This window comes from Streptomyces sp. NK15101, assembly GCF_020400725.1.
Classification (GTDB): domain Bacteria; phylum Actinomycetota; class Actinomycetes; order Streptomycetales; family Streptomycetaceae; genus Streptomyces.
The window spans coordinates 1-25,795 of sequence record NZ_JAINVG010000014.1 but is presented as its reverse complement, the minus strand read 5'-3'; the positions used below and the strand labels follow the sequence as shown (position 1 = coordinate 25,795).

The 25,795-nt window shown below is 73.9% G+C and carries 25 protein-coding genes; 17 read left to right on the top strand and 8 right to left on the bottom strand.

The window, feature by feature from the left end; translation table 11 throughout:
- Window positions 1-47 precede the first annotated feature (47 nt).
- From K7G60_RS10660 to K7G60_RS10645, 4 genes are all read left to right on the top strand, one after another.
- Entirely contained in the window at window positions 48-1,454 is a 1,407-nt protein-coding gene (locus tag K7G60_RS10660) for a DUF6421 family protein (RefSeq protein ID WP_225800580.1), read from the top strand.
- Between the two features lie 35 nt (window positions 1,455-1,489).
- Window positions 1,490-2,251 carry an SDR family oxidoreductase gene (locus tag K7G60_RS10655; protein WP_225800579.1) on the top strand — a complete coding sequence of 254 codons (762 nt, stop codon included), beginning with the start codon at window positions 1,490-1,492 and terminating at the stop codon, window positions 2,249-2,251.
- Complete coding sequence (locus tag K7G60_RS10650; RefSeq protein ID WP_225800578.1) at window positions 2,248-3,327, top strand: low specificity L-threonine aldolase; 1,080 nt, start codon at window positions 2,248-2,250, stop codon at window positions 3,325-3,327. The genes K7G60_RS10655 and K7G60_RS10650 overlap by 4 nt, the downstream gene beginning before the upstream one ends.
- 74 nt (window positions 3,328-3,401) lie before the next feature.
- Window positions 3,402-4,001 (top strand): transglutaminase family protein, encoded by a 600-nt coding sequence (locus tag K7G60_RS10645; protein WP_225800577.1) that lies wholly within the window; start codon window positions 3,402-3,404, stop codon window positions 3,999-4,001.
- A gap of 30 nt (window positions 4,002-4,031) precedes the next feature.
- Here the strand turns inward: K7G60_RS10645 and K7G60_RS10640 are convergent, their stop codons facing one another.
- Complete coding sequence (locus K7G60_RS10640; protein ID WP_225800576.1) at window positions 4,032-4,754, bottom strand: 1-acyl-sn-glycerol-3-phosphate acyltransferase; 723 nt, start codon at window positions 4,752-4,754, stop codon at window positions 4,032-4,034.
- A gap of 225 nt (window positions 4,755-4,979) precedes the next feature.
- Here K7G60_RS10640 and K7G60_RS10635 point away from each other — a divergent pair, with 225 nt between their 5' ends.
- The 6 genes from K7G60_RS10635 (at window position 4,980) to K7G60_RS10610 (ending at window position 11,518) form a co-directional block, all read left to right on the top strand.
- Window positions 4,980-5,291 carry a thioredoxin family protein gene (locus K7G60_RS10635; RefSeq protein WP_225800575.1) on the top strand — a complete coding sequence of 104 codons (312 nt, stop codon included), beginning with the start codon at window positions 4,980-4,982 and terminating at the stop codon, window positions 5,289-5,291.
- A gap of 197 nt (window positions 5,292-5,488) precedes the next feature.
- A complete protein-coding gene (locus tag K7G60_RS10630) occupies window positions 5,489-6,013 on the top strand; it encodes a flavin reductase family protein (RefSeq protein WP_225800667.1) in 525 nt (174 codons plus the stop codon).
- Between the two features lie 199 nt (window positions 6,014-6,212).
- On the top strand, window positions 6,213-6,998 hold the full coding sequence (locus K7G60_RS10625; protein WP_225800574.1) for an electron transfer flavoprotein subunit beta/FixA family protein: 786 nt from the start codon (window positions 6,213-6,215) through the stop codon (window positions 6,996-6,998).
- Between the two features lie 89 nt (window positions 6,999-7,087).
- A complete protein-coding gene (locus K7G60_RS10620; protein ID WP_225800573.1) occupies window positions 7,088-8,050 on the top strand; it encodes an electron transfer flavoprotein subunit alpha/FixB family protein in 963 nt (320 codons plus the stop codon).
- A 155-nt stretch (window positions 8,051-8,205) separates the two neighbouring features.
- Entirely contained in the window at window positions 8,206-9,495 is a 1,290-nt protein-coding gene (locus K7G60_RS10615) for an aldolase/citrate lyase family protein (RefSeq protein WP_225800572.1), read from the top strand.
- A gap of 76 nt (window positions 9,496-9,571) precedes the next feature.
- Window positions 9,572-11,518 (top strand): serine/threonine-protein kinase, encoded by a 1,947-nt coding sequence (locus K7G60_RS10610; protein ID WP_225800571.1) that lies wholly within the window; start codon window positions 9,572-9,574, stop codon window positions 11,516-11,518.
- A 204-nt stretch (window positions 11,519-11,722) separates the two neighbouring features.
- On the opposite strand, the gene K7G60_RS10605 is transcribed toward K7G60_RS10610, so the two are convergent.
- Window positions 11,723-12,754: a LacI family DNA-binding transcriptional regulator gene (locus K7G60_RS10605; protein ID WP_225800570.1), complete on the bottom strand. Its 1,032-nt coding sequence runs from the start codon at window positions 12,752-12,754 to the stop codon at window positions 11,723-11,725.
- 129 nt (window positions 12,755-12,883) lie between these two features.
- On the opposite strand from K7G60_RS10605, the gene K7G60_RS10600 reads away from it, so the two are divergent.
- Window positions 12,884-13,831 (top strand): ROK family protein, encoded by a 948-nt coding sequence (locus tag K7G60_RS10600; RefSeq protein WP_225800569.1) that lies wholly within the window; start codon window positions 12,884-12,886, stop codon window positions 13,829-13,831.
- A 79-nt stretch (window positions 13,832-13,910) separates the two neighbouring features.
- On the opposite strand, the gene K7G60_RS10595 is transcribed toward K7G60_RS10600, so the two are convergent.
- On the bottom strand, window positions 13,911-14,093 hold the full coding sequence (locus tag K7G60_RS10595) for a hypothetical protein (RefSeq protein WP_225800568.1): 183 nt from the start codon (window positions 14,091-14,093) through the stop codon (window positions 13,911-13,913).
- 136 nt (window positions 14,094-14,229) lie between these two features.
- On the opposite strand from K7G60_RS10595, the gene K7G60_RS10590 reads away from it, so the two are divergent.
- A complete protein-coding gene (locus K7G60_RS10590; protein WP_225800567.1) occupies window positions 14,230-15,264 on the top strand; it encodes an NUDIX hydrolase in 1,035 nt (344 codons plus the stop codon).
- A 26-nt stretch (window positions 15,265-15,290) separates the two neighbouring features.
- On the opposite strand, the gene K7G60_RS10585 is transcribed toward K7G60_RS10590, so the two are convergent.
- Together K7G60_RS10585 and K7G60_RS10580 are read right to left on the bottom strand one after the other, a co-directional pair.
- A complete protein-coding gene (locus K7G60_RS10585) occupies window positions 15,291-15,992 on the bottom strand; it encodes an MBL fold metallo-hydrolase (RefSeq protein WP_263985754.1) in 702 nt (233 codons plus the stop codon).
- 97 nt (window positions 15,993-16,089) lie between these two features.
- Window positions 16,090-17,454: a dipeptidase gene (locus tag K7G60_RS10580; protein WP_225800566.1), complete on the bottom strand. Its 1,365-nt coding sequence runs from the start codon at window positions 17,452-17,454 to the stop codon at window positions 16,090-16,092.
- A 344-nt stretch (window positions 17,455-17,798) separates the two neighbouring features.
- On the opposite strand from K7G60_RS10580, the gene K7G60_RS10575 reads away from it, so the two are divergent.
- Entirely contained in the window at window positions 17,799-19,049 is a 1,251-nt protein-coding gene (locus K7G60_RS10575; protein WP_225800665.1) for a geranylgeranyl reductase family protein, read from the top strand.
- Window positions 19,050-19,082: 33 nt separating this feature from the next.
- On the opposite strand, the gene K7G60_RS10570 is transcribed toward K7G60_RS10575, so the two are convergent.
- Complete coding sequence (locus tag K7G60_RS10570; RefSeq protein WP_225800565.1) at window positions 19,083-19,595, bottom strand: nitroreductase family deazaflavin-dependent oxidoreductase; 513 nt, start codon at window positions 19,593-19,595, stop codon at window positions 19,083-19,085.
- A 140-nt stretch (window positions 19,596-19,735) separates the two neighbouring features.
- Here K7G60_RS10570 and K7G60_RS10565 point away from each other — a divergent pair, with 140 nt between their 5' ends.
- The 3 genes from K7G60_RS10565 to K7G60_RS10555 all read left to right on the top strand — a co-directional run bounded on the left by K7G60_RS10565 (window position 19,736) and on the right by K7G60_RS10555 (window position 22,564).
- Complete coding sequence (locus K7G60_RS10565) at window positions 19,736-20,431, top strand: TetR/AcrR family transcriptional regulator (RefSeq protein ID WP_225800564.1); 696 nt, start codon at window positions 19,736-19,738, stop codon at window positions 20,429-20,431.
- A 100-nt stretch (window positions 20,432-20,531) separates the two neighbouring features.
- The gene (locus tag K7G60_RS10560; protein WP_374115618.1) at window positions 20,532-21,902 is read left to right on the top strand and encodes a sensor histidine kinase; all 1,371 of its coding nucleotides are present in this window, start codon (window positions 20,532-20,534) and stop codon (window positions 21,900-21,902) included.
- The gene (locus K7G60_RS10555; RefSeq protein WP_225800563.1) at window positions 21,899-22,564 is read left to right on the top strand and encodes a response regulator transcription factor; all 666 of its coding nucleotides are present in this window, start codon (window positions 21,899-21,901) and stop codon (window positions 22,562-22,564) included. The genes K7G60_RS10560 and K7G60_RS10555 overlap by 4 nt, the downstream gene beginning before the upstream one ends.
- Before the next feature lie 40 nt (window positions 22,565-22,604).
- Here the strand turns inward: K7G60_RS10555 and K7G60_RS10550 are convergent, their stop codons facing one another.
- A complete protein-coding gene (locus K7G60_RS10550) occupies window positions 22,605-23,360 on the bottom strand; it encodes a maleylpyruvate isomerase family mycothiol-dependent enzyme (RefSeq protein WP_225800663.1) in 756 nt (251 codons plus the stop codon).
- Window positions 23,361-23,418: 58 nt separating this feature from the next.
- Window positions 23,419-24,651, bottom strand: a complete 1,233-nt coding sequence (locus tag K7G60_RS10545; RefSeq protein WP_225800562.1) for an MFS transporter — start codon at window positions 24,649-24,651, stop codon at window positions 23,419-23,421.
- Between the two features lie 82 nt (window positions 24,652-24,733).
- Between K7G60_RS10545 and K7G60_RS10540 the strand changes: the two genes are divergently transcribed.
- Window positions 24,734-25,795: ROK family protein (locus K7G60_RS10540; RefSeq protein WP_225800561.1), on the top strand; the 1,062-nt coding region annotated here is incomplete at its 3' end.

The following is a 25,795-nucleotide window of genomic DNA, read 5'->3' as shown; positions in this document are numbered from 1 at the left end:
AATGGTTACGTTGTCTTGACGCAAGGTTCTCCTGTGGAGGAAGAGGCATGACGGAAATTCTTGTGCAGGACGTGACCGGTGGGGGGATATCCACCGAAGCCCCTGTGATCGACCACCCGGCCTGGGCCGAGCTCAAGAATGCCGTGGAGGAGATCCGTCCCTGGCAGTCCGCGGACGGCTCCATCGACTTCGAGGCCGAGGGCGCCCCCGCCCGCGCGCTCGTCGAGCTGACGGTGGACCGCATGGTCGCCGCCGTCGAGCAGCTCTCCCCGCTCGTCCCGCACGACGGCGCCTACCACCGCGCCCTCGTCGCGGACCTGCGCAAGTGGGTCGAGAGCGGCTTCACCGTGCCGGACTTCCTGGACTCCCTCATGGAGTTCCACCCGGCCGCCGGCCGTGCCGACGGGCTCCAGCACCTCGTGCTCTTCCCGATGTACACGCAGAACGGCAACCTGGACCGCAACTTCGAGGCCGTCGTGCTCCGCATGGTCTGGCCGGAGTGGCTCTCCGAGCTGGAGCGCACCCGCTACGACAACCCGGGCTTCTGCGGCATCACCTTCGAGGACTTCACCGCCGGTTACGACACCAACTCGGCCGTCCTCTTCCCGGAGACCGTCGCCGTCCGCGAGGTCCCCGAGCGCTTCACCTGGGGCGGCATCTTCTGCGACCGCGAGGCCGCGCGCTTCCGCAAGGTCACCGAGGCCGCGGTCGACACCCTCGGCGTGAAGCTCCCCGAGGACATCGCCGTCATGCTCGGCGACCAGCAGCGCTGCCAGCAGGCCTTCGCGCTCTGGGACCTGGTCCACGACCGCGCCCACAGCCGCGGCGACCTGCCCTTCGACCCCTTCATGATCAAGCAGCGCCAGCCGTTCTGGATGTACGGCCTGGAGGAGCTCCGCTGCGACCTCACCGCCTTCAAGGAGGCCGTGAAGCTGGAGGCCGAGGGCAACGCGCACGGCCGTGACGTGCAGTACGCCGTCCTCTTCGACCGGATGTTCCGCTTCCCGCTCACCGGCGACCGCAACCGCAACTACGACGGTCTGGGCGGTCAGCTCCTCTTCGCGTACCTCCACAAGAACGACGTGGTGCGCTGGACGGACAACATCCTCACGATCGACTGGGACCGCGCTCCCGAGGTCACCAACCGCCTCTGCGCCGAGATCGAGACCCTCTACCGCGAGGGCATCGACCGTCCGAAGCTGGTCCACTGGTTCAAGGCGTACGAGTTCGTCTCCACCTACCTCGCCCCGCACCCGGGCTCGAAGTGGGCCAAGGGCCCCGACGCCCTCGACCTCTCCCTGCCGCCCCGCAAGCTCGTCGACGACGTGCTTCCGGACGAGTTTCCGCTCAGCATGTTCTTTGAGGCCCTCGCCAAGAAGCTGAAGGGCGTGATCGCCGACACCAAGGGGATCACCGCCGCCGACGTCCCGAGCACCGAGCGGGCCGCCGCGTGAGCGACCTCACCGAGAGCACGGAGGAGGCGTCGCCCATGATCGCCAACGGAAACGGCGGGCCGCTCGACGGCGCCGTCATCGCGGTGGCCGGGGCGGCCGGTCCCGCCGGCCGCGCGACGCTGCTGCGCCTCGCCGAGGCGGGCGCGACGGTCGTCGCCTCCGACGCCGACCCGGCGCGCCTCGCGGAGGCCGTCGACGCCGCCCGCTACGCGCACGGCGGAGCCAAGGTCGTCGGCGACACGGTCGACCTCCTCGACCTGGACGCCACGCGCGACTGGGCGGCGAAGACCGAGAAGGAGTTCGGCCGGATCGACGGCCTGGTCCACCTCGTCGGCGGCTGGCGCGGCGCCCCCTCCTTCGCGGAGGCCGACCTGCGGGACTGGGACTTCCTGGAGAAGCTCCTGATCCGCACCGTCCAGCACACCTCGCTCGCCTTCCACGACGGTCTGCTGCGCGCCGGCGGGCGCGGCCGGTACGTCCTGGTCAGCCAGTCCGGCGCGTCCAAGCCGGTCGCCAACAACGCCGCGTACAACGCCGGCAAGGCGGCCGCCGAGGCCTGGACCCTCGCCATGGCGGACTCGTTCCGCAAGCTGGGGGGCGACGAAGGGCCGCAGGCGGCGGCTGCCATCCTGGTGATCAAGGCATTGGTGCACGACGCGATGCGCGCCGAGCGCCCCAACGCGAAGTTCGCGGGCTTCACCGACGTGAAGGACCTGGCCGAGGAGATCGCCGGTCTCTGGGAGAAGCCCGCCCAGGAAGTGAATGGACAGCGTCTGTGGCTGACCCCCAAGCCGTGACCGCGGCACTCGGCCCCAGGACCGACGCACGTCGTCACCACGACCCGTCGGTCCGGGGCTTCGCCAGCGACAACTACGCCGGCGCCCACCCCGAGGTCCTCGCGGCCCTCGCCCTCGCCAACGGAGGCCACCAGGTCGCCTACGGCGAGGACCAGTACACCGAGCACCTCCAGCGGATCATGCACAGCCACTTCGGCCCCACCGCCGAAGCCTTCCCGGTCTTCAACGGGACCGGGGCGAACGTGACGGCCCTCCAGGCGCTCACCGACCGCTGGGGCGCCGTCGTCTGCGCCGAGACCGCCCACATCAACGTGGACGAGGGCGGCGCGCCGGAGCGGATGGGCGGCCTCAAGCTGCTCACCGTCCCGACCCCGGACGGCAAGCTCACCCCCGAGCTGATCGACCGGCAGGCCTGGGGCTGGGAGGACGAGCACCGGGCCATGCCCCAGGTCGTCTCGATCACCCAGAACACGGAGCTCGGCACCGTCTACACGGTGGAGGAGATCCGCGCGATCGTCGAGCACGCCCACGCCAAGGGCATGAAGGTGCACCTCGACGGGGCCCGGATAGCCAACGCGGCCGCCTCGCTGGACGTGCCGATGCGCGCGTTCACCAACGCGGTCGGCGTGGACGTGATCTCGTACGGCGGGACGAAGAACGGCATGCTCTTCGGCGAGGCCGTCGTCGTGCTCAACCCGGACGCGGTCAGCCACATGAAGCACCTGCGCAAGCTGTCCATGCAGCTCGCCTCGAAGATGCGCTTCGTGTCGGTGCAGCTGGAGGCCCTCCTCTCGAAGGACCTGTGGCTGCGCAACGCCCGCCACGCCAACGCGATGGCCCAGCGCCTCGCCGCCGGCGTGCGCGAGCTCGACGGGGTGGAGATCCTCTACCCGGTGCAGGCCAACGCGGTCTTCGCCCGCCTCCCGCACGAGGTGAGCCGACGCCTGCAGGAACGCTTCCGCTTCTACTTCTGGGACGAGGCCGCAGGCGATGTCCGCTGGATGTGCGCCTTCGACACCACGGAGGACGACGTGGACGCCTTCCTCCAGGCCCTGAAGGAAGAGCTGGCCCGCTAGCTTCGGATGAATGAATATGCGGCCGGATGGAAAGTCATTGACTCCGTCCGGCCGTCTTCATAGGGTCATCCCGCATGGAACTCATCCAGCAGTACCCTGACATCGAGGCATATCTCGCGGCGAGCGAGTCCGTCGACCATGAACACCCGCTCGTCAGGGCGGTGTCCGACCGCCTCGCCGACGATCACCCCGACGCATACTCATACGCCGAAGCGGCCTATGTGTACGTCCGCGACTCCATCCCGCACTCCATGGACTCCGGCGACCTCCGCGTCACCTGGCGCGCCTCCGACGTCCTGGAGCGGCGCACCGGCATCTGCTACGCCAAGTCCCTCGCGTACGCCGCGCTCCTGCGGGCCCGCGGCATCCCCGCGGCCCTCTGCTACCAGCGGCTCACCGAGGACGACGGCTCGGACCCGGTGATCCACGGCCTGGTCGCCGTCCTGCTGCCCGGCGAGGGCGCCTGGGCCCGCCAGGACGTGCGGGGAAACGGGCCGGGCATCGACGCCCGCTTCTCGCTGGGAGGGGAGCGGCTGGCCCGGCGCGTACGGCCGGAACTCGGCGAGACGGACTACCCGGAGCTGTACGCCGAGCCGCACCCGGTCGTCCTGGGCGTCCTGAAGGCCGCCCCGGACCGGCCCGCCCTCGACCGGACGCTGCCGGCCGAGCTCTGACCAGCGGGGCGGCGGGAGGGGGCGGTTCCGTCAGCCGGCTTCCTTGACCTGGGCCGGCGTCGGAGCCGTGCCGCCGAGGTGCGCGGGCACCCACCAGGTGTCGCTCGCGTCCTTGGGGCGGACCGGGTAGGCGCGCTGCGCGGCCTCCAGGAGCTCCTGGACGCGCTCGCGCAGCCGCCGCGTGATCGCGCCCGCGTACTGGTCGGAGGGGGCCTCGACCGGCTCCCCGACGCGGATGGTCACCGGGATGTGGCTCCGCTTGAAGTTCCGCGGCCGGCCCTTCGTCCACAGCCGCTGGGTGCCCCACAGCGCCATCGGGATCAGCGGGACGCCCGCCTCCTGCGCCAGGCGCGCCGCACCCGTCTTGAAGCCCTTCAGCGTGAAGGACTGCGAGATGGTCGCCTCGGGGAAGACGCCGATGATCTCGCCGGCCCGCAGCGATTCCAGGGCGTGCTTGTAGGCGTGCTCGCCCTGGGCGCGGTCCACCGGGATGTGCTTCATGCCGCGCATGAGCGGTCCCGAGATCTTGTGCTTGAAGACCGAGTCCTTCGCCATGAAGCGCACCAGGCGCTTCTGCGGGAGGGCCGCGAGGCCGGTGAAGATGAAGTCCAGATAGCTGATGTGGTTGCTCACGAGCACCGCGCCGCCGGTCCGCGGGATGTGTTCCGAACCCTGCGTGTCGATCTTCAGGTCGAGCGCCTTGAACATGGTCAGAGCGGCGCCGATGACCGGTCGATAGACGAGTTCTGCCATCGGAGAGGAACCTCTTCTTCAGCTGCCCGGAGCGGGTTCTCCCGGCGAAGTTACGCGGCCGTAGGTTTTCGGCTTTGGGCAGATCGTGCCCCATGCGCGGCCTGGTGACCAGTCCAGACGGCTTCGTACGGGGAGATTCTCGTCACTCGCGGTGGTCGTGGCGGGAATCGATCGGCGCTGTGCGACGCTGCACCGGGAGGAGCGCAAGAGCGAAAGGGGAGTGGAATGACCGAGGTCCTGGGGCCGGAGGCGCTCGGCGCCGCACTGGGGGAGAGGGCCACCCTCGTCCAGTTCTCGACGGCCTTCTGTCAGCCCTGCCGGGCCACCCGCCGCACCCTCGCCGAGGTCGCCGCCATGGTGCCGGGCGTGGGGCACGTGGAGATCGACGCCGAGGAGCGCCTCGACCTCGTGCGCGAACTCGGCGTCGTCCGCACCCCCACCGTCCTCGTCCTCGACGCCGCAGGGCGCGTCGTCCGCAGGGCCGCCGGACAGCCCCGCCGGGCGGACGTCATCGCCGCCCTGGGACGGGCCGTCTGACGTCGTGACACTTCTCCCACATCCCGGTACGCACTTGACTGCGCCGACCACCCATCGTCACCCTGACGGAGTGCCCATAGAACTCCTTCTCTACGGCCGGGCCCACGTGGATCTGGCCCGCAACGCGAGCGCGCGCTGTCCGGGTGTCTGACCACCCCAGGACTCCTCTCATGACGCCCTCGCAGAAGGACAACTCCATGACGGTTTCGCCCGAACTCCGTACCGTTCCCACGATCGGCGCACCCCGGCAGGCCTCCCCCGATCTGCTCCGCTCCGTCTTCCGCCGGCACGCCGCCGGTGTCGCGGTCATCACCGCGCACGGCGAGCGCCCCGTCGGCTTCACCGCCACCTCGCTCAACTCCGTCGCCGCCGAGCCCCCGCTGATCTCCTTCGGGGTGGGCACGGGCTCCTCCAGCTGGCCCGTCGTCTCCGAGGCCGAGTTCATCGGCGTGCACATACTCGGCGAGCACCAGCAGGAGCTCGCGGCCATCTTCGCGTGCAGCGGCGCCGACCGCTTCGGCGAGGGGACCCGCTGGAGCATCGGCCCCGAGGGCGTGCCCGTGCTCGACGGCGTCCTCGCCTGGCTGGTCTGCCGCGTGGTGGCCCGGGTGCCCGCCGGGGACCACCGGATCGTCATCGCGCAGGCGGTCGCCGGGGACCCGGACGGGACGGGGCGGCCGCTGCTCTACCACCACGGCCGCTTCAACGCGCTGCGCGACTGAGGGTTCCCGTGCGCGCCGCTCTCCGCGCGTTGGCAAGGTCACATGCCTGAGCGCTTGCTCACTGGTAACGGACTGGGTGTACTGGCGAGTAATATTTCGCTCGGGGCGTCCGGCGCCCCGACCGGAAACCCGCCCTTCAGGCGCCTATGCTGCGAGCAACAAGGCAGCCCAGTTATGACGATGCAGTAGGAGAGCCGGCGTGAGCTTGAGGATCGTTGTCTGTGTGAAGTACGTGCCCGACGCCACCGGCGACCGGCACTTCGCCGATGACCTGACGGTGGACCGCGACGACGTCGACGGCCTGCTGTCGGAGCTCGACGAGTACGCGGTCGAGCAGGCGCTCCAGATCGCCGAGGAGGCCGACGAGGCCGAGGTCACCGTGCTGACCGTCGGCCCGGAGGACGCCAAGGACGCGCTGCGCAAGGCGCTGTCCATGGGCGCCGACAAGGCCGTCCACGTCGAGGACGACGACCTGCACGGCACCGACGTCATGGGCACCTCGCTGGTGCTGGCCAAGGCGATCGAGAAGGTCGGCTACGACGTCGTCATCGCCGGCATGGCCTCCACCGACGGCACCATGGGCGTCCTGCCGGCCATCCTGGCCGAGCGGCTGGGCGTCCCGCAGGTCACCCTGCTCTCCGAGGTCAAGATCGAGGACGGCGTCGTGACGGGCCGCCGTGACGGCGACACCGCCTCCGAGCAGCTGCAGGCCTCGCTGCCGGCCGTCGTCTCCGTGACGGACCAGTCGGGCGAGGCGCGTTACCCGTCCTTCAAGGGCATCATGGCCGCCAAGAAGAAGCCGGTGGAGTCCCTGGACCTCTCCGACCTCGAGATCGAGGCCGAGGAGGTCGGCCTGGAGGGCGCCTGGACCGCGGTCGACTCCGCCGCCGAGCGTCCGGCCCGCACCGCCGGCACGATCGTCAAGGACGAGGGCGAGGGCGGCAAGCAGCTGGCCGCCTTCCTTGCGGAGCAGAAGTTCATCTAAGGGGCAGTCTCGCGAGCCGGAAGTTCATCCGAGGCTCGCGCGAGCCCGCACCAGACCGCCCCTTTTCGTTCGCAGGAGATTGAAGTCCCATGGCTGAGATTCTCGTCTACGTCGACCACGTCGACGGAGCCGTCCGCAAGCCCACCCTGGAGCTGCTGACCCTCGCCCGCCGCCTCGGCGAGCCGGTCGCCGTCGCGCTGGGCAACGGCGCCGCCGACACCGCCGCCGTCCTCGGCGAGCACGGCGCCACCCGCGTCCTGACGGCCGAGGCCGCCGAGTTCGCCGACTACCTCGTCGTCCCCAAGGTCGAGGCCCTGCAGGCCGCGTACGAGGCCGTCTCCCCGGCCGCCGTGCTCGTCCCGTCCTCCGCCGAGGGCAAGGAGATCGCCGCCCGCCTCGCGGTGCGCATCGGCTCCGGCATCATCACCGACGCCGTGGACCTGGAGGCCGGTGACGAGGGCCCGGTCGCCACGCAGTCCGCGTTCGCCGCCTCCTTCACCACCAAGTCCCGTGTCTCCAAGGGCACCCCGGTCATCACGGTCAAGCCGAACTCGGCCCCCGTGGAGGCCGCCCCGGCCGCCGGCGCCGTCGAGGCGCTCGCCGTCTCCTTCTCGGAGAAGGCCACCGGCACCAAGGTCACCTCGCGCACTCCGCGCGAGTCGACCGGCCGCCCCGAGCTGACCGAGGCCGCGATCGTGGTCTCCGGCGGCCGCGGCGTCAACGGCGCCGAGAACTTCGCGATCATCGAGGCCCTCGCCGACTCGCTCGGTGCGGCCGTCGGCGCCTCGCGCGCCGCGGTGGACGCCGGCTGGTACCCGCACTCCAACCAGGTCGGCCAGACCGGCAAGTCGGTCTCGCCGCAGCTGTACATCGCCTCCGGCATCTCGGGTGCGATCCAGCACCGCGCGGGCATGCAGACCTCGAAGACGATCGTCGCGATCAACAAGGACGCCGAGGCGCCGATCTTCGACCTCGTCGACTACGGCGTGGTGGGCGACCTCTTCGACGTCGTCCCGCAGCTCACCGAAGAGGTCAAGTCCCGCAAGGGCTGATGACCTGCGGTTCTGTCGGTCCCGGGGCCGCACGGCGATCTGTCGCCGTGCGGCCCCCGGCCGTTTCGGACAACCATTGACTCAGGTCCCGGCCGCCCACTAACTTCGCTATACGGATTGTTGATTCCGTGCAGCGGAAAACAGGAGGATGCAGGATGGGTCAGCAGGAGAAGGTGTCGACGAGCCTCGCGGGCGCGGTCAGCGAGGGCATCAGCGCCTCCCTCGCCGCGGTGGACGCCGAGCTCGACCGCCGCTACCCGGGAGACCCCGGCACCCGCCAGCCCGTCCACACCGTCTACGTCCCCGGCAACGTCTTCGACGCCGGCACCATCCGCTCCTGGGGTGCCCAGGCCCTCGCCGCCCTCGACGAGCACGCCCCCGACGCCGCCTCCTTCGCCGCCGTCCTCGGCCTCTCCGACGACCTCGCCGAGGACGTCTACGGCCGCGTGCGCGCCAAGCTGGAGCGCGAGCCCGTCGAGGACCTCCGCGTCGACTTCGAGGACGGCTACGCGGGCCAGGACGAGGATCAGGACGCCGCCCGCGCCGCCCGCCTGATCTCCGAGGCGTACGCGAACGGCACGGCCGCCCCGTACATGGGCATCCGGATGAAGTGCATGGAGGCCGCCGTACGCGACCGGGGCATCCGCACCACCGACGTCTTCCTCACCGGCCTCCTGGAGAACGGCGGCCTCCCCGACGGCCTCGTCCTCACCCTCCCCAAGGTCACCTACCCCGAGCAGGTCTCCGCCTTCGTCCGCCTCCTGGAGGCCTTCGAGAAGGCCCACGGCCTCGACGCCGGCCGCCTCGGCTTCGAGATCCAGATCGAGACCAGCCAGTCCATCCTCGCCGCCGACGGCACCGCCGCCGTCGCCCGCATGATCGGCGCCGCCGAGGGCCGCGCCACCGGACTGCACTACGGCACCTTCGACTACAGCGCCTGCCTCGGCGTCTCCGCCGCCTACCAGGCCAGCGACCACCCCGCCGCCGACCACGCCAAGGCGATCATGCAGGTCGCCGCCGCCGGCACCGGCGTCCGCGTCTCCGACGGCTCCACCAACGTCCTGCCCGTCGGCTCCACCGAGCACGTCCACGAGGCCTGGCGCCTGCACTACGGCCTCACCCGCCGCGCCCTGGCCCGTGCCTACTACCAGGGCTGGGACATGCACCCCGGTCACATCCCCACCCGCTACGCCGCCGTCTTCGCCTTCTACCGCGAGGGCTTCGAGACCGCCGCCAAGCGCCTCTCCGCCTACGCCAACCACGCCGGCGGCGACGTCATGGACGAGCCCGCCACGGCCAAGGCCCTCTCCTCCTACCTGCTGCGCGGCCTCCAGTGCGGCGCCCTCGACACCGCCGAGGTCGACGCCCTCACCGGCATGACCCGCGCCGACCTCGACCGCTTCGCCGCCCCGCGCCGGGGCGACCTGACGGCGACCGCCCAGTAACCGGGCGCTCCCGGGGAGCCCGCCACCGCCCCGTACTCTGTACGCGTCCAACGCAGCCACAGGGAACGGGGCATCGGTGTCATCGGGGGAGTACGAGCGGCTCGCCGGCCGCTACAGAGCGGTGCGGCAACTCGGGCGCGGCGGCATGGGCGTCGTCTGGCGCGCGGTCGACGAGGTCCTCGGCCGTGAGGTGGCCGTCAAGGAACTGCGCACCTACAACGACGCGTCGGGTCCCGAACTGGAGGACCTGAGGCTGCGGATGCAGCGCGAGGCGCGGGCGGCGGCCCGGGTCCGGCATCCCGGAGTCATCGCCGTCCACGACGTGACCGAGCACGAGGGCCGCCCGGTCATCGTCATGGAACTCATCGACGGCCCCTCCCTCGACGGCGTCCTCGGCGAACGGGGCACCCTCGACCCCAGGGAGGCCGCGCAGATCGGCGCCGCCGTCCTGGAGGCGCTGGCCGCCGCGCACGACGCGGGCGTGCTCCACCGCGACGTGAAGCCCGGCAACGTGCTCCTCGACCGCGGGGGCCGGGTCGTCCTCACCGACTTCGGCATCGCCACGATGGACGACCCCGGCGACGGCTCCGCCACCCATCTGACGCGCAGCGGAGAGATCGTCGGCTCGCTCGACTACCTGGCGCCCGAGCGCGCCCAGGGGCAGCAGCCGGGCCCCGCCTCGGACGTCTGGGCGCTCGGCGCCACCCTGTACGCGGCCGTCGAGGGCACCTCCCCGTTCCGCCGCACCTCCACCTGGCAGACCCTGAACGCCATCGTGGTGGAGCCCCTTCCGGCCCCCCGCCTCGCCGGGCCCCTCGCCCCGGTCCTGGCCCGGCTCCTCGACAAGGACCCGGCCCGGCGCCCGGACGCCCGGACGGCCGCCCGCCTGCTGACCGCGGTCGCGGAGGGACGGGACGCCGCGGCGCCGGGCCTGCAGGGCGTGGCACCGGGCGGACCGGCCGGGGCACCCGGGGCCGCCGGCCCGTGGCCCCCGGCCGTCGACGCCCCGGGCATGCCGACCGCGGGCCCCGGCGCGGCGCCTTCGGGCCGGGGCGAAGGGCCCGCGGCCCCGGACGCCCGGCCCGGCGGCCCCCACGCACCGGCCCCCGGCGCCCCGCATCTGTGGGCGCCCACCGAGCACGACGCCGCACCGCACCGCCCCGGGGGTTTCGGGCCGGCCGTGCCGCCGGCCGCGGGGACGGCCATGGGCGCGCCCGGCCCCGGCGGCCCGGTGCCGATGCCCGGGGTGCCGTCCGGACCCGTGGCGTACGCCGCCACCGCGCCGACGGGGCGCTCGGCCACGCGCGGGCGGGCCGGACGGAACCGTTCGGGCGCCCTGGTCGCCGCGGCGGTCGCGGGCGTCCTGCTGGTCGGCGGCGGCGTCACGTACGCCCTGGTCGGCCGGGACGGCGGCCCGCAGGAGGGGCGGTTGGCCGACGGACAGGCGCCGGCGAGCCCGGGCGCCGAGCCCGGCCGGGTCCTCGACTCGGGAGCGCCCGGGGCGGGAGCGACCGCCACCGAGAGCCCGTCCGCGTCCGCGACGCCCTCCGAGGGGGACGCGAAGAAGCCGTCGTCCGCGAGCCCGAGCCGGTCCTCGTCCCCGTCCTCCTCCTCGTCCTCTCCCGCGTCCCCGTCCCCGTCGAGGACGACCGGGGCGCCGGTGACGAGCGGCAGCACCGGCGGAACGTCCGGCGGCGGTTCGGGCACGACGGGCGGCGGCGCGTCCCCGAGCCCCGCGTCCGGCGGCTGCGTCCCCAGCGGCGGCGGGAAGTACGACTGCCAGGTGTGGCGCACCGAGAAGACGTACCGTCACGACGGCGGCGAGATGGGCATCCTGAACGCCGGCACGAACTACTTCTACTGCCAGGTCGACCTGGGCCGCCGCGAGACGTACGGCCAGTGGACCAACGTCTGGTGGGCCAGGACCGACGACGACAGCGGCAACACCAACGTGTACTTCAGCGTCGTCTACATCAAGGGCGGTGACAACGACCGGCCCGTGCCCGGCCTCCCGATCTGCTGAACGGGCGCCGGGCCGACGGCCGGTCACCCCGCCAGGAGTCCGACGGCGGCCGCGGCCACGGCGATTCCGGTGCCGGGCCGCCGTGCGGCCCGGCCCGAGCCGTGGCTCCGGACCGTCATGCGGCCTTCCTGGCGGGGGCGGGCCCGCTGGGAGCACGGGCCGGGGACGCGGAGTCCCGCGCGGGTGTACGGGCCGGGGCGGGCGTCAGTCCTCGGCCGGCGGGATCTCGCCCGAGCCGCGGGCGATCAGGCGGGTGTCCAGGACCACCGTGGCCGGCGCCTCGTCGGCCCCCTCCAGCCGCCGGAAGAGCCGCTTCGCCGCCGTCCGGCCGAGCGCGGCCGCGTCCTGGGCGATGACCGTGATCCCCAGCAGGTCGGCGAGCTCGATGTCGTCGAAGCCGACGAGGGCGACCGGGCGTTCACGGCCGGCGAGGACCCGCACGGCGGTGACCGTCACCCGGTTGTTGCCCGCGAACAGCGCCGTCACCGGCTCCGGCCCGGAGAGCATCGCCTCGGCCGCCTCCGCCACCCGCTCCGGGCCGGTCGGGCCGAGCGACACCCACGCGTCGGCCACGTCGAGACCCGCGTCCTCCATCGCCGCCCGGTAGCCGCGCAGCCGCTCCCTCGCGGTGTGGATGCGGGGCCGGTCGCCGATGAAGCCGATCCGCCGGTGGCCGTGCGCGACGAGGTGCGCCACCCCGGCCCGCGCGCCGCCGAAGCTGTCCGAGAGGACGACGTCCGCGTCGATCCCGCCCGCCGGGCGGTCGACGAACACGGTGGCGACGCCCGCCCGGATCTCCGGCTCGAGGTAACGGTGGTCGCCGCCCGCCGGGATGACGATCAGTCCGTCCACGCGCCGCGCGCACAGCGCGAGCGCCAGTTCCTGCTCCCGGTCCGGGTCCTCGGCGCTGGAGCCGTTGAACAGCAGGGCCCCGTGCTCCCGCGCCACCTCCTCGACCGCCCGGCTGAGCGGCCCGTAGAAGGGGTCGGCGAGGTCCTCCAGGACCAGCCCGACGGTCGCCGTCCGGCCCTTGCGCAGAACGCGCGCGCTGTCGTTGCGGCGGAAGCCCAGCGCCTCGATGGCCTCCCGCACCCGGCGCTCGGTGTCCGGGGTGACGCCCGGCTCGCCGTTGACGACCCGGGACACCGTCTTGAGGCCGACGCCCGCGCGGGCGGCGACGTCCTTCATCGTGGGCCGATTGCCGTAGCGGGGCTCGGGGCGGGCGATGTCGGCCACGGTGCGCGGTTCCTCCGGAGGGTGTCGAGTCGATCTCGGTTCGAGCATAGGCCCTGGACAACGTTGTCATCCCTGGGAGACTGTAGAGAACGACTTCCCGCTCCCGCCGCCGACGGAGGCTTCGCGCGCATGGACACCGACCCCGCCACGGGCCTCGTCGCCGCCCTCGACGTCGGGGGCACCAAGATCGCCGGCGCGCTGGTCGACGGGGAGGGCCGCATCCGCCTCCGCTCCCAGCGGCCCACGCCCGCGCGTGAGGACGGCGAGACGGTGATGGCGGCGGTCGAGGCGGTGCTCGCCGACCTCGCGGACTCCCCGCTGTGGGAGTCCGCCGGGGCCGTCGGCATCGGCAGCGCGGGCCCGGTCGACGCCTCCCGCGGGACCGTCAGCCCCGTGAACGTGCCCGGCTGGCGCGACTACCCGCTCGTCGAGGAGGTCCGCCGGATCACGGCCGGCCGGCCGGTCACCCTCGTCGGCGACGGCGTCGCCATGACGGCCGCCGAGCACTGGCTCGGAGCCGCCCGGGGCCATTCCCATGCCCTCTGCCTCGTGGTCTCCACGGGCGTCGGCGGCGGCCTCGTGCTCGACGGCCGGGTCCACTCCGGCCCCACCGGCAACGCCGGTCACATCGGCCACATCCCGGTGGACCTCGACGGCGAGCCCTGCGCGTGCGGCGGGCGCGGCTGCGTCGAGCGCCTCGCCAGCGGCCCGCACCTCGCCCGCCGCGCCCTGGAGAACGGCTGGCGGCCGGGCCCGGACGGCGACGCCTCCGCCGCCGCGGTGGCCGCGGCCGCACACGCCGGGGACCCGGTCGCCGTCGCCTCGTTCGAGCGCGCGGCCCAGGCGCTCGCGGCGGGCATCGCCGCCACCGCGGCTCTCGTCGAGATCGACGTCGCGGTCGTCGGCGGCGGGGTGGCGGGCGCCGGCGAGGTCCTCTTCGCCCCGCTCCGGCGCAGCCTCCGCACCTACGCCACGCTCTCCTTCGTCCGGAACCTGACGGTCGTCCCCGCCGTCACGGGCACGGACGCGGGCCTCCTCGGCGCGGCCGCGGCAGCGATGGCCCACCCGGCCTCCTGATCCCGGGCGCCCTTCACCGGGGACCGGCCCGCTCCCGTGCCCGGCCCGCTCCCGTGCCCCGCTCATCTCCGTACAGGACTCACTCCCGTACCCGCTCCGGCGCCCGCTGTTCGACGACCACCAGGAACGCGTCGGACTCCAGGTCCATCACCACTCGGGCCGGCACCCCTTCCTCGCGCCGCGCGCCGGCGAACTCCTCCGCCGGCCAGCTGCCCCGCGGGCCGCCGGCCGGAAACCGTTCGAGAACCGTACGACTGCTCATCTCCGCACCCCCTCGTGCTCGCCGTTCTCAACGAGAGCCGCCCGGAAGTGTCACGCACATGCCGAGACATGTGTTCGTGGTTTCCGTGGCAGGGTGTTGCGGGCAAGCCACTGGGGGCTACCGATGAGGGGGAAACGTGATCGTCTGGATCAACGGTGGTTTCGGCGCGGGAAAGTCCAGCACCGCGCGCGAGCTGGTCGATCTGATCCCGAACAGCACCCTGTACGACCCCGAGGTCACGGGCGGGGGACTGCGCCGGCTGCTGCCGGCCAAGCGGCTCGCCGAGGTCGAGGACTACCAGGACCTGCCGATCTGGCGGCGCCTGGTCGTCGACACCGCCGCCGCCCTGCTCGCCGAGGTCGGCGGCGTCCTGGTCGTTCCGATGACCCTGCTGCGCCAGGAATACCGGGACGAGATCTTCGGTGGGCTCGCCGCCCGCCGCATCGACGTGCGCCATGTGCTGCTCGCCCCGGAGGAAACGATCCTGCGGCAGCGGATCGACAACCGGGCGGAGTACGGCGACCCCGAGGTGGACGCCCGCGTCAGGGAGTGGTGCCACGCGCACATCCCGCCGTACCGCGCCGCCCTCGACTGGCTCGCCGACGACGCGTACACCCTCGACAACTCGGCCCTCACCGCGGCCGAGACCGCCCGGGCCGTCGCCGACGCGGTCCGGGCCGACCGGATCGCGCCCTGCGGCATCGTCCAGACACCCGAGCCGACCGGCGAGACCCTCGCCGCCGGCGTCCTGCTCTTCGACGAGCAGGACCGGTTCCTCCTCGTCGACCCCACCTACAAGCCCGGCTGGGAGTTCCCCGGCGGCGTCGTCGAGCCCGGCGAACCCCCGGCCCGGGCCGGCATGCGGGAGGTCGCCGAGGAGATCGGCCTCGAACTGGACGCCGTGCCCCGTCTGCTGCTCGTCGACTGGGAACGCCCGAAGCCTCCCGGCTACGGCGGCCTGCGCCTCCTCTTCGACGGCGGAACGCTCCGCACCGCCGACACCGAGCGCCTCCACCTCCCCGGCGCCGAACTCCGCGACTGGCGGTTCGTCACCGAGGAGGAGGCCGCCGAGCTGCTGCCCCCCGTCCGCTACCGCCGCCTGCACTGGGCCCTGCGCGCCCGCGAACGCGGCACGGTCCTCAACCTGGAGGCGGGCGACCCGGTGGGCTGAGTCGACCCGGCGGGCCGAGTCCCGGCCTACGCCCGGGCCGCCGCGGCGGCCGCCGTCAGCCGCTCCGCCGTGTCCGTCGTCACCGGTGCTCCGTGCCCGCAGCACAGCACCGAGGGCGCGAGCTTCGCGAGGGCCCGCATCGAGTCCAGGGCGAGGGCGCGGTCGACGTGGAGGACGCCGAACATGACGTCCGGCACCGAGGCCACCGTGTCCCCGGTGAACAGCACGCCGTGGCGCGGGAGGTGGACGGCGATCGAGCCGGGGGTGTGGCCCGGGGCGTGGACGACCACGGCGCCGTCGCCGAAGCCCAGCTCCTCGCCGTCCTCGACCTCCCGGTCCACCCGGGTCGGCGGCGCCTCCGGCGAGGTCAGGCCGTGCTCGAAGATCGGACGCTCCCAGTCCAGGAGGTCGGGCTCCGGGACCGGCGCCTCGCCCCTGATCACCGGCGCGTCCAGCCGGTGCGCGAGGATCTCGGCCCCGTGCCGGTCCGCGAGCTCCTGGGCCGAGCCCACGTGGTCCCGGTGGCAGTGGGTCAGCACGATCCGGCGCAGCCGGTCCGGATCCAGGCCGGCCGACCGTATCGCCGCGGCGGTGCCGTCCGCCGTGCCGGCCCAGCCGGCGTCGATCAGGGTCAGTTCCTCCTCGTCCTGCCACAGGTACGCCTGGCCGATGGAGAAGTCGAGGAGGTGGAGTCGCGGGGTGATCCTGCCGAGTTCGATGGAAGCCATACGGCGAACCTACGCATCCGCGCAGGTCCGCCGTGTGCTTCTACGCTCTCGGCGAGCTTCGCCGAGCGCTGAACCCGATCAGGTGTCGGACCTGCCGTCAGACCTGCTTCGAGCGCGCGTAGTTGACGAGGAAGTGCGCCTCGGCCACCGAGAGCCGCTCCAGCTCCTCCGGCGAGACGGACTCGTTCGGCGCGTGGATCTGCGCCTCCGGCTCGCTCAGACCGATCAGCAGGATCTCCGACTCCGGGTAGAGCGAGGCCAGCGTGTTGCACAGCGGGATCGAGCCGCCCATGCCCGCCGTCTGCATCTCCTCGCCGGGGTACGCGATCCGCATCGCCTCGGCCATCGACGCGTACGCCGGGCTCGAGGTGTCCGCCTGGAACGGCTGGCCCTGGCCGACCTGCTCCAGGGACACCCGGGCGTCCCACGGCGTGTGCTTCTCGATGTGCGCGAAGAGCAGCTTCGTCACCTCGGCCGCGTCCTCGCCCGGCGGCACCCGCAGGCTGATCTGCGCGCGCGCCGACTTCGGGACCGACGGGGTCGCGCCGGCCACCGGGTGGGCGTCGATGCCGATGACCGTGACCGCCGGGCGCGCCCAGATCCGGTCGGCGACCGTGCCGGAGCCCGGCAGGGACACGCCCGTCAGCACCTTGGCGTCCTGACGGAAGTCCTCCTCCGGGTACTGGAGGCCCTCCCACACCTGGTCGCCCGCGAGGCCGTCGATGACGGTGGAGCCGTCCGGGCCCCGCAGCGAGTCCAGGACGCGGATCAGCGCGGCCAGCGCGTCGGGCGCGGCACCGCCGAACTGGCCGGAGTGCAGGTTGCCCTCCAGGGTGTCGATCGTGACCCGGATCATCGTCATGCCGCGCAGGGTCGCGGTCACGGTCGGCAGGCCCACGCGGAAGTTGCCCGCGTCGCCGATCACGATGGCGTCGGCCGCGAGGAGCTCGGGGTGCTGCTCCGCGTACCGCTCCAGACCGCCGGTGCCCTGCTCCTCCGAGCCCTCGACGATGACCTTGACCGTCACCGGCACGCCGCCGTTCGCCTTGAGGGCGCGCAGCGCGAGCAGGTGCATGATGAAGCCGCCCTTGCAGTCGGCGGTGCCGCGCCCGTACCAGCGGCCGTCCCGCTCGGTCAGCTCGAACGGCGGGGAGAGCCAGACGGACTCGTCCAGCTTCGGCTGCACGTCGTAGTGGGCGTACAGGAGGACGGTCGGCGCGCCGGCCGGGCCGGGCAGGACGCCGTACACGGACTGCGAGCCGTCCGGGGTGTCGAGCAGCGCCACGTCCTCGAAGTCCTCGGCGCGCAGGGCGTCCGCGACCCAGTTCGCCGCGGCCTCGCACTCGCTGCGGGGCGCCACGGCCTCGTCCGCCACCGACTCGAACGCGACCAGCTCCGTGAGTTCGGCCTTGGCCCGGGGCATCAGCGACCGGACGGTCTCGGCGATCGGATTCGAGGTCATGGGCACGCTCCTGATGGGTGCGACGTTACGACGTAAGGAAGCGTCCGCCGTATGTCGTGGTAGGGCGAACGCACCGTCGATCCTACGGGCGGCCCCCTGGCTACCGCGCCGTAGGATGCGTCAGGAGCAGACCACCGGTCGGATCAGGAGCAGAAGCACACGTGAGCAGCGAGCACGCAGAGAACGCCGGTCCGGAGCACACCGAGCCCGAGGGCGCGGCTCCTGAGGCCGCCGGCAGCCCGGACGCGGAGGCGGCGCGGCTCCCCGACGAGGCGGCGCCGGACGAGGCACCGGTCCGGGCGGACGACGAGCCCGACCGGGAGCCGGCGGACGTCTGGGACGTCGTGGTCGTCGGCGCCGGGCCGGCCGGCGCGTCCGCGGCCTACGCGGCGGCGGTCGCCGGCCGACGGGTGCTGCTCCTGGAGAAGTCCGAGCTGCCCCGGTACAAGACCTGCGGCGGCGGCATCATCGGCCCCTCCCGGGACTCGCTCCCGCCGGGCTTCGAACTGCCCCTCCAGGACCGGGTCCACGCCGTCACCTTCTCCCTGGAGGGGCGCTTCGCCCGCACCCGCCGCTCGCGCCGGATGCTCTTCGGGCTCATCAACCGTCCGGAGTTCGACGCGCAGCTCGTCGAGCACGCGCAGAAGGCCGGCGCCGAACTGCGGACCGGTGCCACGGTGACCCGGGTGGAACAGCACGGCCCGGCCGTGCCGGACCGGCGGACCGTCGCCGTCGTCCTCTCCGACGGCGAGACCGTCCTCGCGCGCGCGGTCGTCGGCGCCGACGGCAGTGCCAGCCGGATAGGCGCCCACGTGGGGGTGAAGCTCGGCCAGGTCGACCTGGGCCTGGAGGCGGAGATCCCCGTGCCGCCGTCCGTGGCGGAGGACTGGAAGGGGCGCGTCCTGATCGACTGGGGTCCGATGCCCGGCAGTTACGGCTGGGTGTTCCCCAAGGGCGACACGCTGACCGTCGGCGTCATCTCGGCGCGCGGCGAGGGTGCCGCGACCAAGCGGTACATGGAGGACTTCGTCGCCCGGCTCGGTCTCGCCGGCTTCGAGCCCACGATCTCCTCCGGCCATCTGACGCGCTGCCGCACCGACGACTCGCCGCTCTCCCGCGGCCGGGTCCTGGTCTGCGGCGACGCGGCCGGTCTCCTGGAGCCGTGGACGCGCGAGGGCATCTCGTACGCACTGCGCTCGGGCCGTCTCGCCGGCGAGTGGGCGGTGCGGGTCGCCGAGTCGAACGACGCGGTCGACGCGCGGCGCCAGGCCCTGAACTACGCCTTCGCCATCAAGGCGGGGCTCGGTGTCGAGATGGCGGTCGGGCGGCGGATGCTCGCCGTCTTCGAGCGGCGGCCGGGACTGCTGCACGCGACGATAACGGGACTGCGGCCGGCCTGGAACGCCTTCGCCGACATCACCCGCGGCGCGGCCACGCTCGGCGGCATGGTCCGCTCGAACGGCATGGCCCGGCGGGCCCTGGAGCTCCTCGACAAGCGGATGGACACGTCGAGCGGTGTCGGTCCGGCGGGGCGGGGCGTCAGCCCGCGCGAGCGCGCGGCGTCCGAGCCGGAGAGCGCCTCGGAAGAGGTCTGACCGTTCCTCACGGGCCCCGTCGCCCCGGCCGCGTCACGCCGCCGGGGTGGCGGGGCCCGTCGTCGTGATGCGGAAGACCGGGTGCTTCGGGGCGATGGCCCGCAGCTCCTCCACGGACGAGTCGGGGCCGACGCCGCCGAAGAAGACGCCGACCTCGGCCTTCCAGCGCTTGAGGTAGGCGCGGAGCAGGACGGGCTTGTCGTCGTCGGCCACCTCGACCGCCGTGAACTCCTGCACGTGCTTGCCGAGGTGCAGCTGCCCGCCGCCGGCGGCCCGCATGTTGTGCGTCCACTGGACGTGGCCGCGGGGGGCGACGAGGTACTGGGCGCCGTCCACCGTCAGGAGGTTGACGGGGGTGCGGCGCCACTCGCCGCTCTTGCGGCCGCGGACGGCCAGCACGCGGGAGCCCCAGACGCTGATGCCGCGGCGGGTCATCCAGGCGACGGCGCGGTTGAAGACGTTCACCGTGAACCAGCCGGGCTTCATGACGTGGGTGGCGGCGGGGGAGGGGCCGTCGGCAGAGGGGGTGCGGGGCTGAGCGGACATGAAGGCCTCCTGGTGGGTCCTACGGACGGGAACTGTGAGCGCTGCTCTCGCTTGAGATCAGTGTGCACGGTTCAATGCTCACAAGCAAGAGCAGTGCTCTCGTTTCGTTCCGGTGCTCTGAAAGTGGCACACTGCTCTCCATGACGACCGTCCGAGGAGCCCGCGCCCGCGCCCGCATCGAGATCACCGCCGCCATCAAGGACGAGGCCCGTGCCCAGCTCGCCGCCGAGGGCGCCGCCAAGCTGTCCCTGCGGGCCGTCGCCCGCGAGCTAGGCATGGTGTCCTCCGCGCTCTACCGCTACTTCCCCAGCCGCGACGACCTGCTCACCGCCCTCATCGTCGACGCCTACGACGCCGTCGGCGCCGCCGCCGAACGGGCGGCCGCCGAGGCCGGGGCCGAGCGCCCCCTCGACCGCTGGACCGCCGTCTGCCGGGCGGTCCGCGCCTGGGCCGTCGCCCACCCCCACGAGTACGCCCTCATCTACGGCTCCCCGGTCCCCGGATACATCGCCCCCCAGGACACGATCGTCCCCGCCTCCCGCGTCGGCCTGGTCCTCATCGACATCGCCCGCCGGGCCCACACGGGCGAGGGCGTCGCCCTCCCGCCGCTGCCGGAGGCCCTGCGCCCCGAAGCCGACCGCATCCGCGCCGACATCGCCCCTGACCTCCCGCCGGCCCTCGCCGTCGCGCTCGTCGCCGCCTGGTCGCAGCTCTTCGGCCTCGTCTCCTTCGAGGTCTTCGGCCAGTTCCACCGCGTCGTCGAGGACCGCGACGCCTTCTTCGCGACGGCCGCCCGCCGGCTGGGCCGGGACGTGGGCCTGCTCCCGCGCGGCTGACCCGACCGTCCAGCGCCCCGCTCCTACTCCCGCGGGAGTAGGAGCGACCACACCGCCGGGCCGACGTGCGCGCCGGGCGGTCGAGGCTAGCGTGACCGGTATGGAAGCCGGTAGGGACGAGGAGCGGCCGGACGGACCCCGCGGCGGGCCCGGCCGCGGGCCCCGGGACGGGGACGGCTGCGGGCCCCGGGACGGGCACGGCCGTAGGCCCCGGGACGGGCACGGCCGTGAGCTCCGGCGTGGGCACGGCCGCGGGCCCCGGCGCGAGCCGCGGGAACGGGGCCGGGGGAGCGGACGGGGCCTGCCCTGGCGGTCGACGGTGCTGATCGCCGCCCTCGTCATGGCGGGAACGGGGTTCGCCGCGCGGAACCAGCCGGACCGGGAGACGCTCGACGCCCTCGGGCGGGCCCTGCTCCTGCTCGGGGCCGTCCCGCTGCTGTTCCGTCACCGCAGGCCCGTGCCGGTGCTGTTCGCGGTCGCGGCCGTCACCCTCGGGTACCTCGCGGCCGGCTACCCGTACGGCCCGGTCTTCGCCATGGTGGCCGTCGCCTGCTTCGCGGCCGTCGTCCACGGGCACCGGACCGCCGCCTGGTGGGCCGTCGGCCTGCTCTGGGCGGGCCATCTGCTGCTCTCGCACTGGTTCTACCGGTGGCTGCCCCCGGCCGGTGACGGGCCCGCCCCCTGGGGGCAGGAGCTGCCGGCCGCGGCGTTCGCGGTGGCCGTGCTCGCCGCCTCCGAGGCCGTCCGGGTGCGGCGGGAGCAGGGCGCCCAGCTGCGGGCCGAGCGGGCCGCCGCCGAGCGGCGGCGCGCCGACGAGGAGCGGCTCCGCATCGCCCGCGAACTCCACGACGTGCTCGCCCACTCGATCTCCGTGATCAACGTGCAGGCGGGCGTCGGACTCGCCCTCCTGGACTCCGATCCGGAGCAGGCCAGGACCGCGCTGACCACCATCAAGGCGGCCAGCAAGGAGGCGCTCGGCGAGGTCCGGCAGGTCCTCGACACCCTCCGTGCCCCCGGTGACGCGCCACGCGCCCCGGCCCCCGGCCTCGACCGGCTCCCCGAACTCGTCGAACAGGCCGCCGCCGCGGGCCTCGCCGTCACCGTCTCGACGAGCGGCGCCCCGCCCGCCCTGCCGCCCGGCGCCGACCTCGCCGCCTTCCGGATCGTGCAGGAGGCGCTCACCAACGTGGTGCGGCACTCCGGCTCGCGTACGGCCCGGGTGGGGATCGGGCACGGCTCCGGGCGCCTGGAGCTGACCGTCGACGACGACGGCCCCGCCACCGGCACGGAGGCCGGCGGCAGCGGCAACGGGCTCGCCGGAATGCGGGAGCGGGCCGCCGCCCTCGGTGGCACCATCGAGGCGGGCACCCGCCCGGACGGCGGTTTCCGCGTCCACGCCGCCCTCCCCCTCGGCCCGCGGGAGGCCCCGGGGGCGGGGAAGGCCCCGAGACCCGAGGAGAACCGTCCGTGATCCGTGTCCTGCTCGCCGACGACCAGTCGCTGGTACGGGCGGGGTTCCGCGCGCTGCTCGACGCCCAGCCCGACATCGAGGTGGCCGGCGAGGCCGCCGACGGCGAGGAGGCCGTGGACCGGGTCCGCGCCCTGCGCCCCGACGTCGTGCTCATGGACATCCGGATGCCCCGGCTCGACGGCCTGGAGGCGACCCGGCGCCTCACCGGGGACCCGGACCTCGGCGAGGTCCGGGTCGTCATGCTGACCACCTTCGAGCTCGACGAGTACGTCTTCGAGGCGATCCGCGCCGGCGCCTCCGGCTTCCTGGTCAAGGACACCGAGCCGGAGGAGCTCCTGCGGGCCGTGCGGGCGGTCGTCCACGGGGACGCGCTGCTCTCCCCGGGCGTCACCCGCCGGCTCATCGAGGAGTTCGCCGCCCGCTCCAAGGCCCCGGCGGCGACGGCCGCGCTGGGCGCCCTGACCGAGCGGGAGCGGGAGGTGATGGCCCTGGTGGGGATCGGCCTGTCGAACGAGGAGATCGCCCGCCGGTTGGTCGTGAGCCCGCTCACCGCCAAGACCCATGTGAGCCGCGCCATGGTGAAGCTCGGCGCCCGGGACCGCGCCCAACTCGTCGTACTCGCCTACGAGTCGGGGCTGGTCAGGCCCGGCTGGCTGGGCTGAGGGCGCCGGGCCGGCGACTTCCGGCCCGGCGGCTCCGGGCTCAACTCCAGGTGATCGCCGAGGTCTCCCGCCAGACCCGGAGGATCTCCTCGTCGCCGGTCAGGGTGACGGCCCCGGCCGGCAGCCGGTTCCACAGGGTCAGGTACAACAGGTCGGCCGGGCCGCTCAGTTCGGTGTCGGCCGTCCCGCCCGTGACGTGGAAGTCCCGCTCCGTCCGGGGCGGGTCCGTCGGCGACAGGCGGACGGTCCAGACGTCGTCCGTGTCCGTCGTCCGTACCCGCAGGGTCCGGGGTTCGGGCGTCCGCACCCGGCTGCGGTCGCGGGCGTGGAAGGCGCCGAACAGCTCGTCGATTCCGTCGGCGGCGACCGCCGGGTCCACCGGCCCCGGACCGCCGGCGAGCGCCGACTCGGCGTCCGCGCGGTGGACGGTCGTCTCGTGCGCCTGGCGGCGCGCCCAGAAGGCGAGCGGTGAGGGCGCCGGGAGGAAGGTCCAGCACTCCAGGGTCTCCGGCGCCGTGCGCAGGGCGGCGACCAGCCGCGCGTGACCCTCGCGGAAGTGGGCCAGCAGCTCCTCGCCGTCGAGGGTCGTCTCGCCCTCGCCCGGGTGGAAGGCGGTGCGCCCCTCGGCCACGAAGGTCGTGGCCCAGCGGTGCACCATGGCCGTGTGGCGGAGGAGGTCCCGGACCCGCCACCCGGGGCAGGTCGGCACCTCCGCGTCGGGTCCGGCCTCGGCGGCGGCGTCCGCGAGGCCGAGGCCGGCCGCCTCCAGCGCCTGGATGTGCTCGGTGATCTTCAGGGTGTCCATGCCGCGGATTCTGGCAGTCCGGGAGCGGCGGCGCACAGGGTGTGCCCGCTCAACTGTCCCGGGAGGCTCCCGCGTTGCGCGCTCCGTAGCCCATGACCGCCGCGCCGGCGGCGAGCACCGCGACCGTCGTGAGGGCCACCGGCAGGGAGAAGCGGTCGGCGAGGAAGCCGATGGCGGGCGGGCCGAGCAGCATGCCCCCGTAGCCGAGCGTGGAGGCCGTCGCGACCCCGCCGGGGCCGGCGACGGCGCCCGCGCGGGCCACGGCGACGGGGAAGATGTTGGCGAGGCCGAGGCCGGTGATCGCGAAGCCCAGGAGCGCGACCCAGACGCTCGGCGCGAGCGCGCCGAGCAGCATGCCGAGGGCGGCGGTGGCGCCGCCCGCGACCAGGGCGCGGGTCTGGCCGAGGCGTTCGAGCAGCGCGGTCCCGGAGAGCCGGCCGGCGGTCATGGTCAGCGCGAAGACGGAGTACCCGGCGGCGGCGACACCCGGGTGCGCGTGCAGGTCCTGGGAGAGGTGGAGGGCGCCCCAGTCGGCCAGCGCCCCTTCGCCGTACGCGGTGCAGAGCGCGATCACCCCGAAGACGAGGACCGTGCGGCGTGACCCGGCCGTCCGCGTCCCGGCGCCGTCCGGCGCGGACGGCGCCGGGAGGGTCTCGGGGAGCACGGGGGAGGGCCGGCGCAGCAGTGCGGGACCGGCGACGGCGGTCAGGGTCAGGCCGGCGACCGTGAGGCCGAGCAGGTGGGCGGCGGGGGACAGGCTTCCGGCGAGCAGCCCGCCGAGGCCGGCGCCGAGCATGCCGCCGAGGCTGAAGGCGGCGTGGAAGCTCGGCATCACGGGCCGTCGGAGCGCGGTGACGAGGTCGACGGCGGCGCTGTTCATGGCCACGTTGATCCCGCCGTACGCGGCGCCGAAGACGAGGAGCACGAGGCCGAGCGCGAGCGGGGACCGGGTGAGGGCGGGGAGGGCGACCGAGAGGGAGAGCAGGACGGCGGTGACGACGGTGACGGCGTGGGAGCCGTACCGCCGGCAGAGCCGGCCGGTCAGCGTCATCGTGATCACGGCGCCCGCCGAGACGCCCAGGAGGGCGAGGCCGAGGTCGCCGGCCGAGGCGCCGGTCTGCTCCTTGACGGCGGGGATCCGGACCACCCAGCCGGCGAACAGGAAGCCGTCGAGGGCGAAGAAGAGGGTCAGGGCGGTGCGGAGGCGGGACAGGGAGCGGGCGGCGGTGTCTCCGCCGGAGCCCCCCGGTAGGGCCGTCCGTACTTTGTTTAGTAGCGGCACAAACTCAGGATAGGGGTCGACGGGCGGGGGAATCAACCGGGCGGGGACGGCCCCCCGGTCCGATCATGGGAGACTCACCACCATGAACGGCAAGGCGACGACGGCCCGGACACGGCTGGACAGGGGGCGCAACGCACTCGGCCCCGCACTGGAGCTGGTGCACACCGGCAGGGCCCCGACCCGGGCCGTCCTCACCGCCGAACTCGGCGTCACCCGGGCCACCGCGGGCGCCGTCGCCGCCGAGCTGGAGGCCCTCGGCCTCATCCGCGTCGACTCCAACCCCGGTGCAGCCGCGGGCTCCCAGGGACGGCCCTCCCACCGCCTCGCCGTCGACGAGAAGGGCCCCGTCGCCCTCGCCGCCCAGGTCCACGCGGACGGTTTCCGCGCCGCCCTCGTCGGCCTCGGCGGCACCATCGTGGCCACCGCCCCCGGCTGCGTCACCGTCTCCGCCGACCCCGCGCAGGTCCTCGGTGCCGTCGTCGACGCGGGGGCCGCGCTGCTCCGGGAGACCGGCCGCCGGTGCGTCGGCGCCGGACTCGCCGCCCCCTCCGCCGTGGCCGAGCCCGAGGGCACGGCGCTCAACCCGCTCCACCTCGCCTGGCCCGCCGGAGCGCCGGTCCGGGAGATCTTCGCCGAGCGGGTGCGGGCCGCCGGCATCGAAGGCCCCGCCTTCACGGGCAACGACGTCAACCTCGCCGCGCTCGCCGAGCACCGCCACGGCGCGGGGCGCGGCGCCCGTGACCTGCTCTGCGTCGCCACCGGCCACCGGGGCGTCGGCGGCGCGCTCGTCCTCGACGGCCGCCTGCACACGGGGAGTTCGGGCCTCGCCCTGGAGGTCGGCCATCTGACGGTCAACCCCGAGGGCCGGCCCTGTCACTGCGGCAGCCGCGGCTGCCTCGACGTCGAGACGGACCCGCTCGCGTTCCTCACGGCCGCGGGCCGGGCCCCCGGCCCCGAGGTCTCCCTGCTCCAGCAGTCCCGCGACCTGCTCCGCACGAGCCCCGACGACCCGGGCGTCCGGGTGGCGGTGGGGGAGCTGATCGACCGGCTCGGACTCGGGCTCGCCGGCCTGGTGAACATCGCCGAATCGATGCGCACACGCATAACCGTGCCGCCCTCACGGTATATACGCCCGCATATGCGC

What these genes read in the sequence shown, in the direction of transcription:
- K7G60_RS10645 (WP_225800577.1), top strand. Translation starts at nt 3,402, where the DNA reads ATGGAACTCATCCAGCAGTACCCTGACATCGAGGCATATCTCGCGGCG.
- K7G60_RS10595 (WP_225800568.1), bottom strand. Translation starts at nt 14,093, where the DNA reads ATGAGCAGTCGTACGGTTCTCGAACGGTTTCCGGCCGGCGGCCCGCGG.
- K7G60_RS10580 (WP_225800566.1), bottom strand. Translation starts at nt 17,454, where the DNA reads ATGACCTCGAATCCGATCGCCGAGACCGTCCGGTCGCTGATGCCCCGG.
- K7G60_RS10600 (WP_225800569.1), top strand. Translation starts at nt 12,884, where the DNA reads ATGGACACCGACCCCGCCACGGGCCTCGTCGCCGCCCTCGACGTCGGG.
- K7G60_RS10655 (WP_225800579.1), top strand. Translation starts at nt 1,490, where the DNA reads ATGATCGCCAACGGAAACGGCGGGCCGCTCGACGGCGCCGTCATCGCG.
- K7G60_RS10570 (WP_225800565.1), bottom strand. Translation starts at nt 19,595, where the DNA reads ATGTCCGCTCAGCCCCGCACCCCCTCTGCCGACGGCCCCTCCCCCGCC.
- K7G60_RS10635 (WP_225800575.1), top strand. Translation starts at nt 4,980, where the DNA reads ATGACCGAGGTCCTGGGGCCGGAGGCGCTCGGCGCCGCACTGGGGGAG.
- K7G60_RS10585 (WP_263985754.1), bottom strand. Translation starts at nt 15,992, where the DNA reads ATGGCTTCCATCGAACTCGGCAGGATCACCCCGCGACTCCACCTCCTC.
- K7G60_RS10660 (WP_225800580.1), top strand. Translation starts at nt 48, where the DNA reads ATGACGGAAATTCTTGTGCAGGACGTGACCGGTGGGGGGATATCCACC.
- K7G60_RS10640 (WP_225800576.1), bottom strand. Translation starts at nt 4,754, where the DNA reads ATGGCAGAACTCGTCTATCGACCGGTCATCGGCGCCGCTCTGACCATG.
- K7G60_RS10630 (WP_225800667.1), top strand. Translation starts at nt 5,489, where the DNA reads ATGACGGTTTCGCCCGAACTCCGTACCGTTCCCACGATCGGCGCACCC.
- K7G60_RS10620 (WP_225800573.1), top strand. Translation starts at nt 7,088, where the DNA reads ATGGCTGAGATTCTCGTCTACGTCGACCACGTCGACGGAGCCGTCCGC.
- K7G60_RS10565 (WP_225800564.1), top strand. Translation starts at nt 19,736, where the DNA reads ATGACGACCGTCCGAGGAGCCCGCGCCCGCGCCCGCATCGAGATCACC.
- K7G60_RS10615 (WP_225800572.1), top strand. Translation starts at nt 8,206, where the DNA reads ATGGGTCAGCAGGAGAAGGTGTCGACGAGCCTCGCGGGCGCGGTCAGC.
- K7G60_RS10560 (WP_374115618.1), top strand. Translation starts at nt 20,532, where the DNA reads ATGGAAGCCGGTAGGGACGAGGAGCGGCCGGACGGACCCCGCGGCGGG.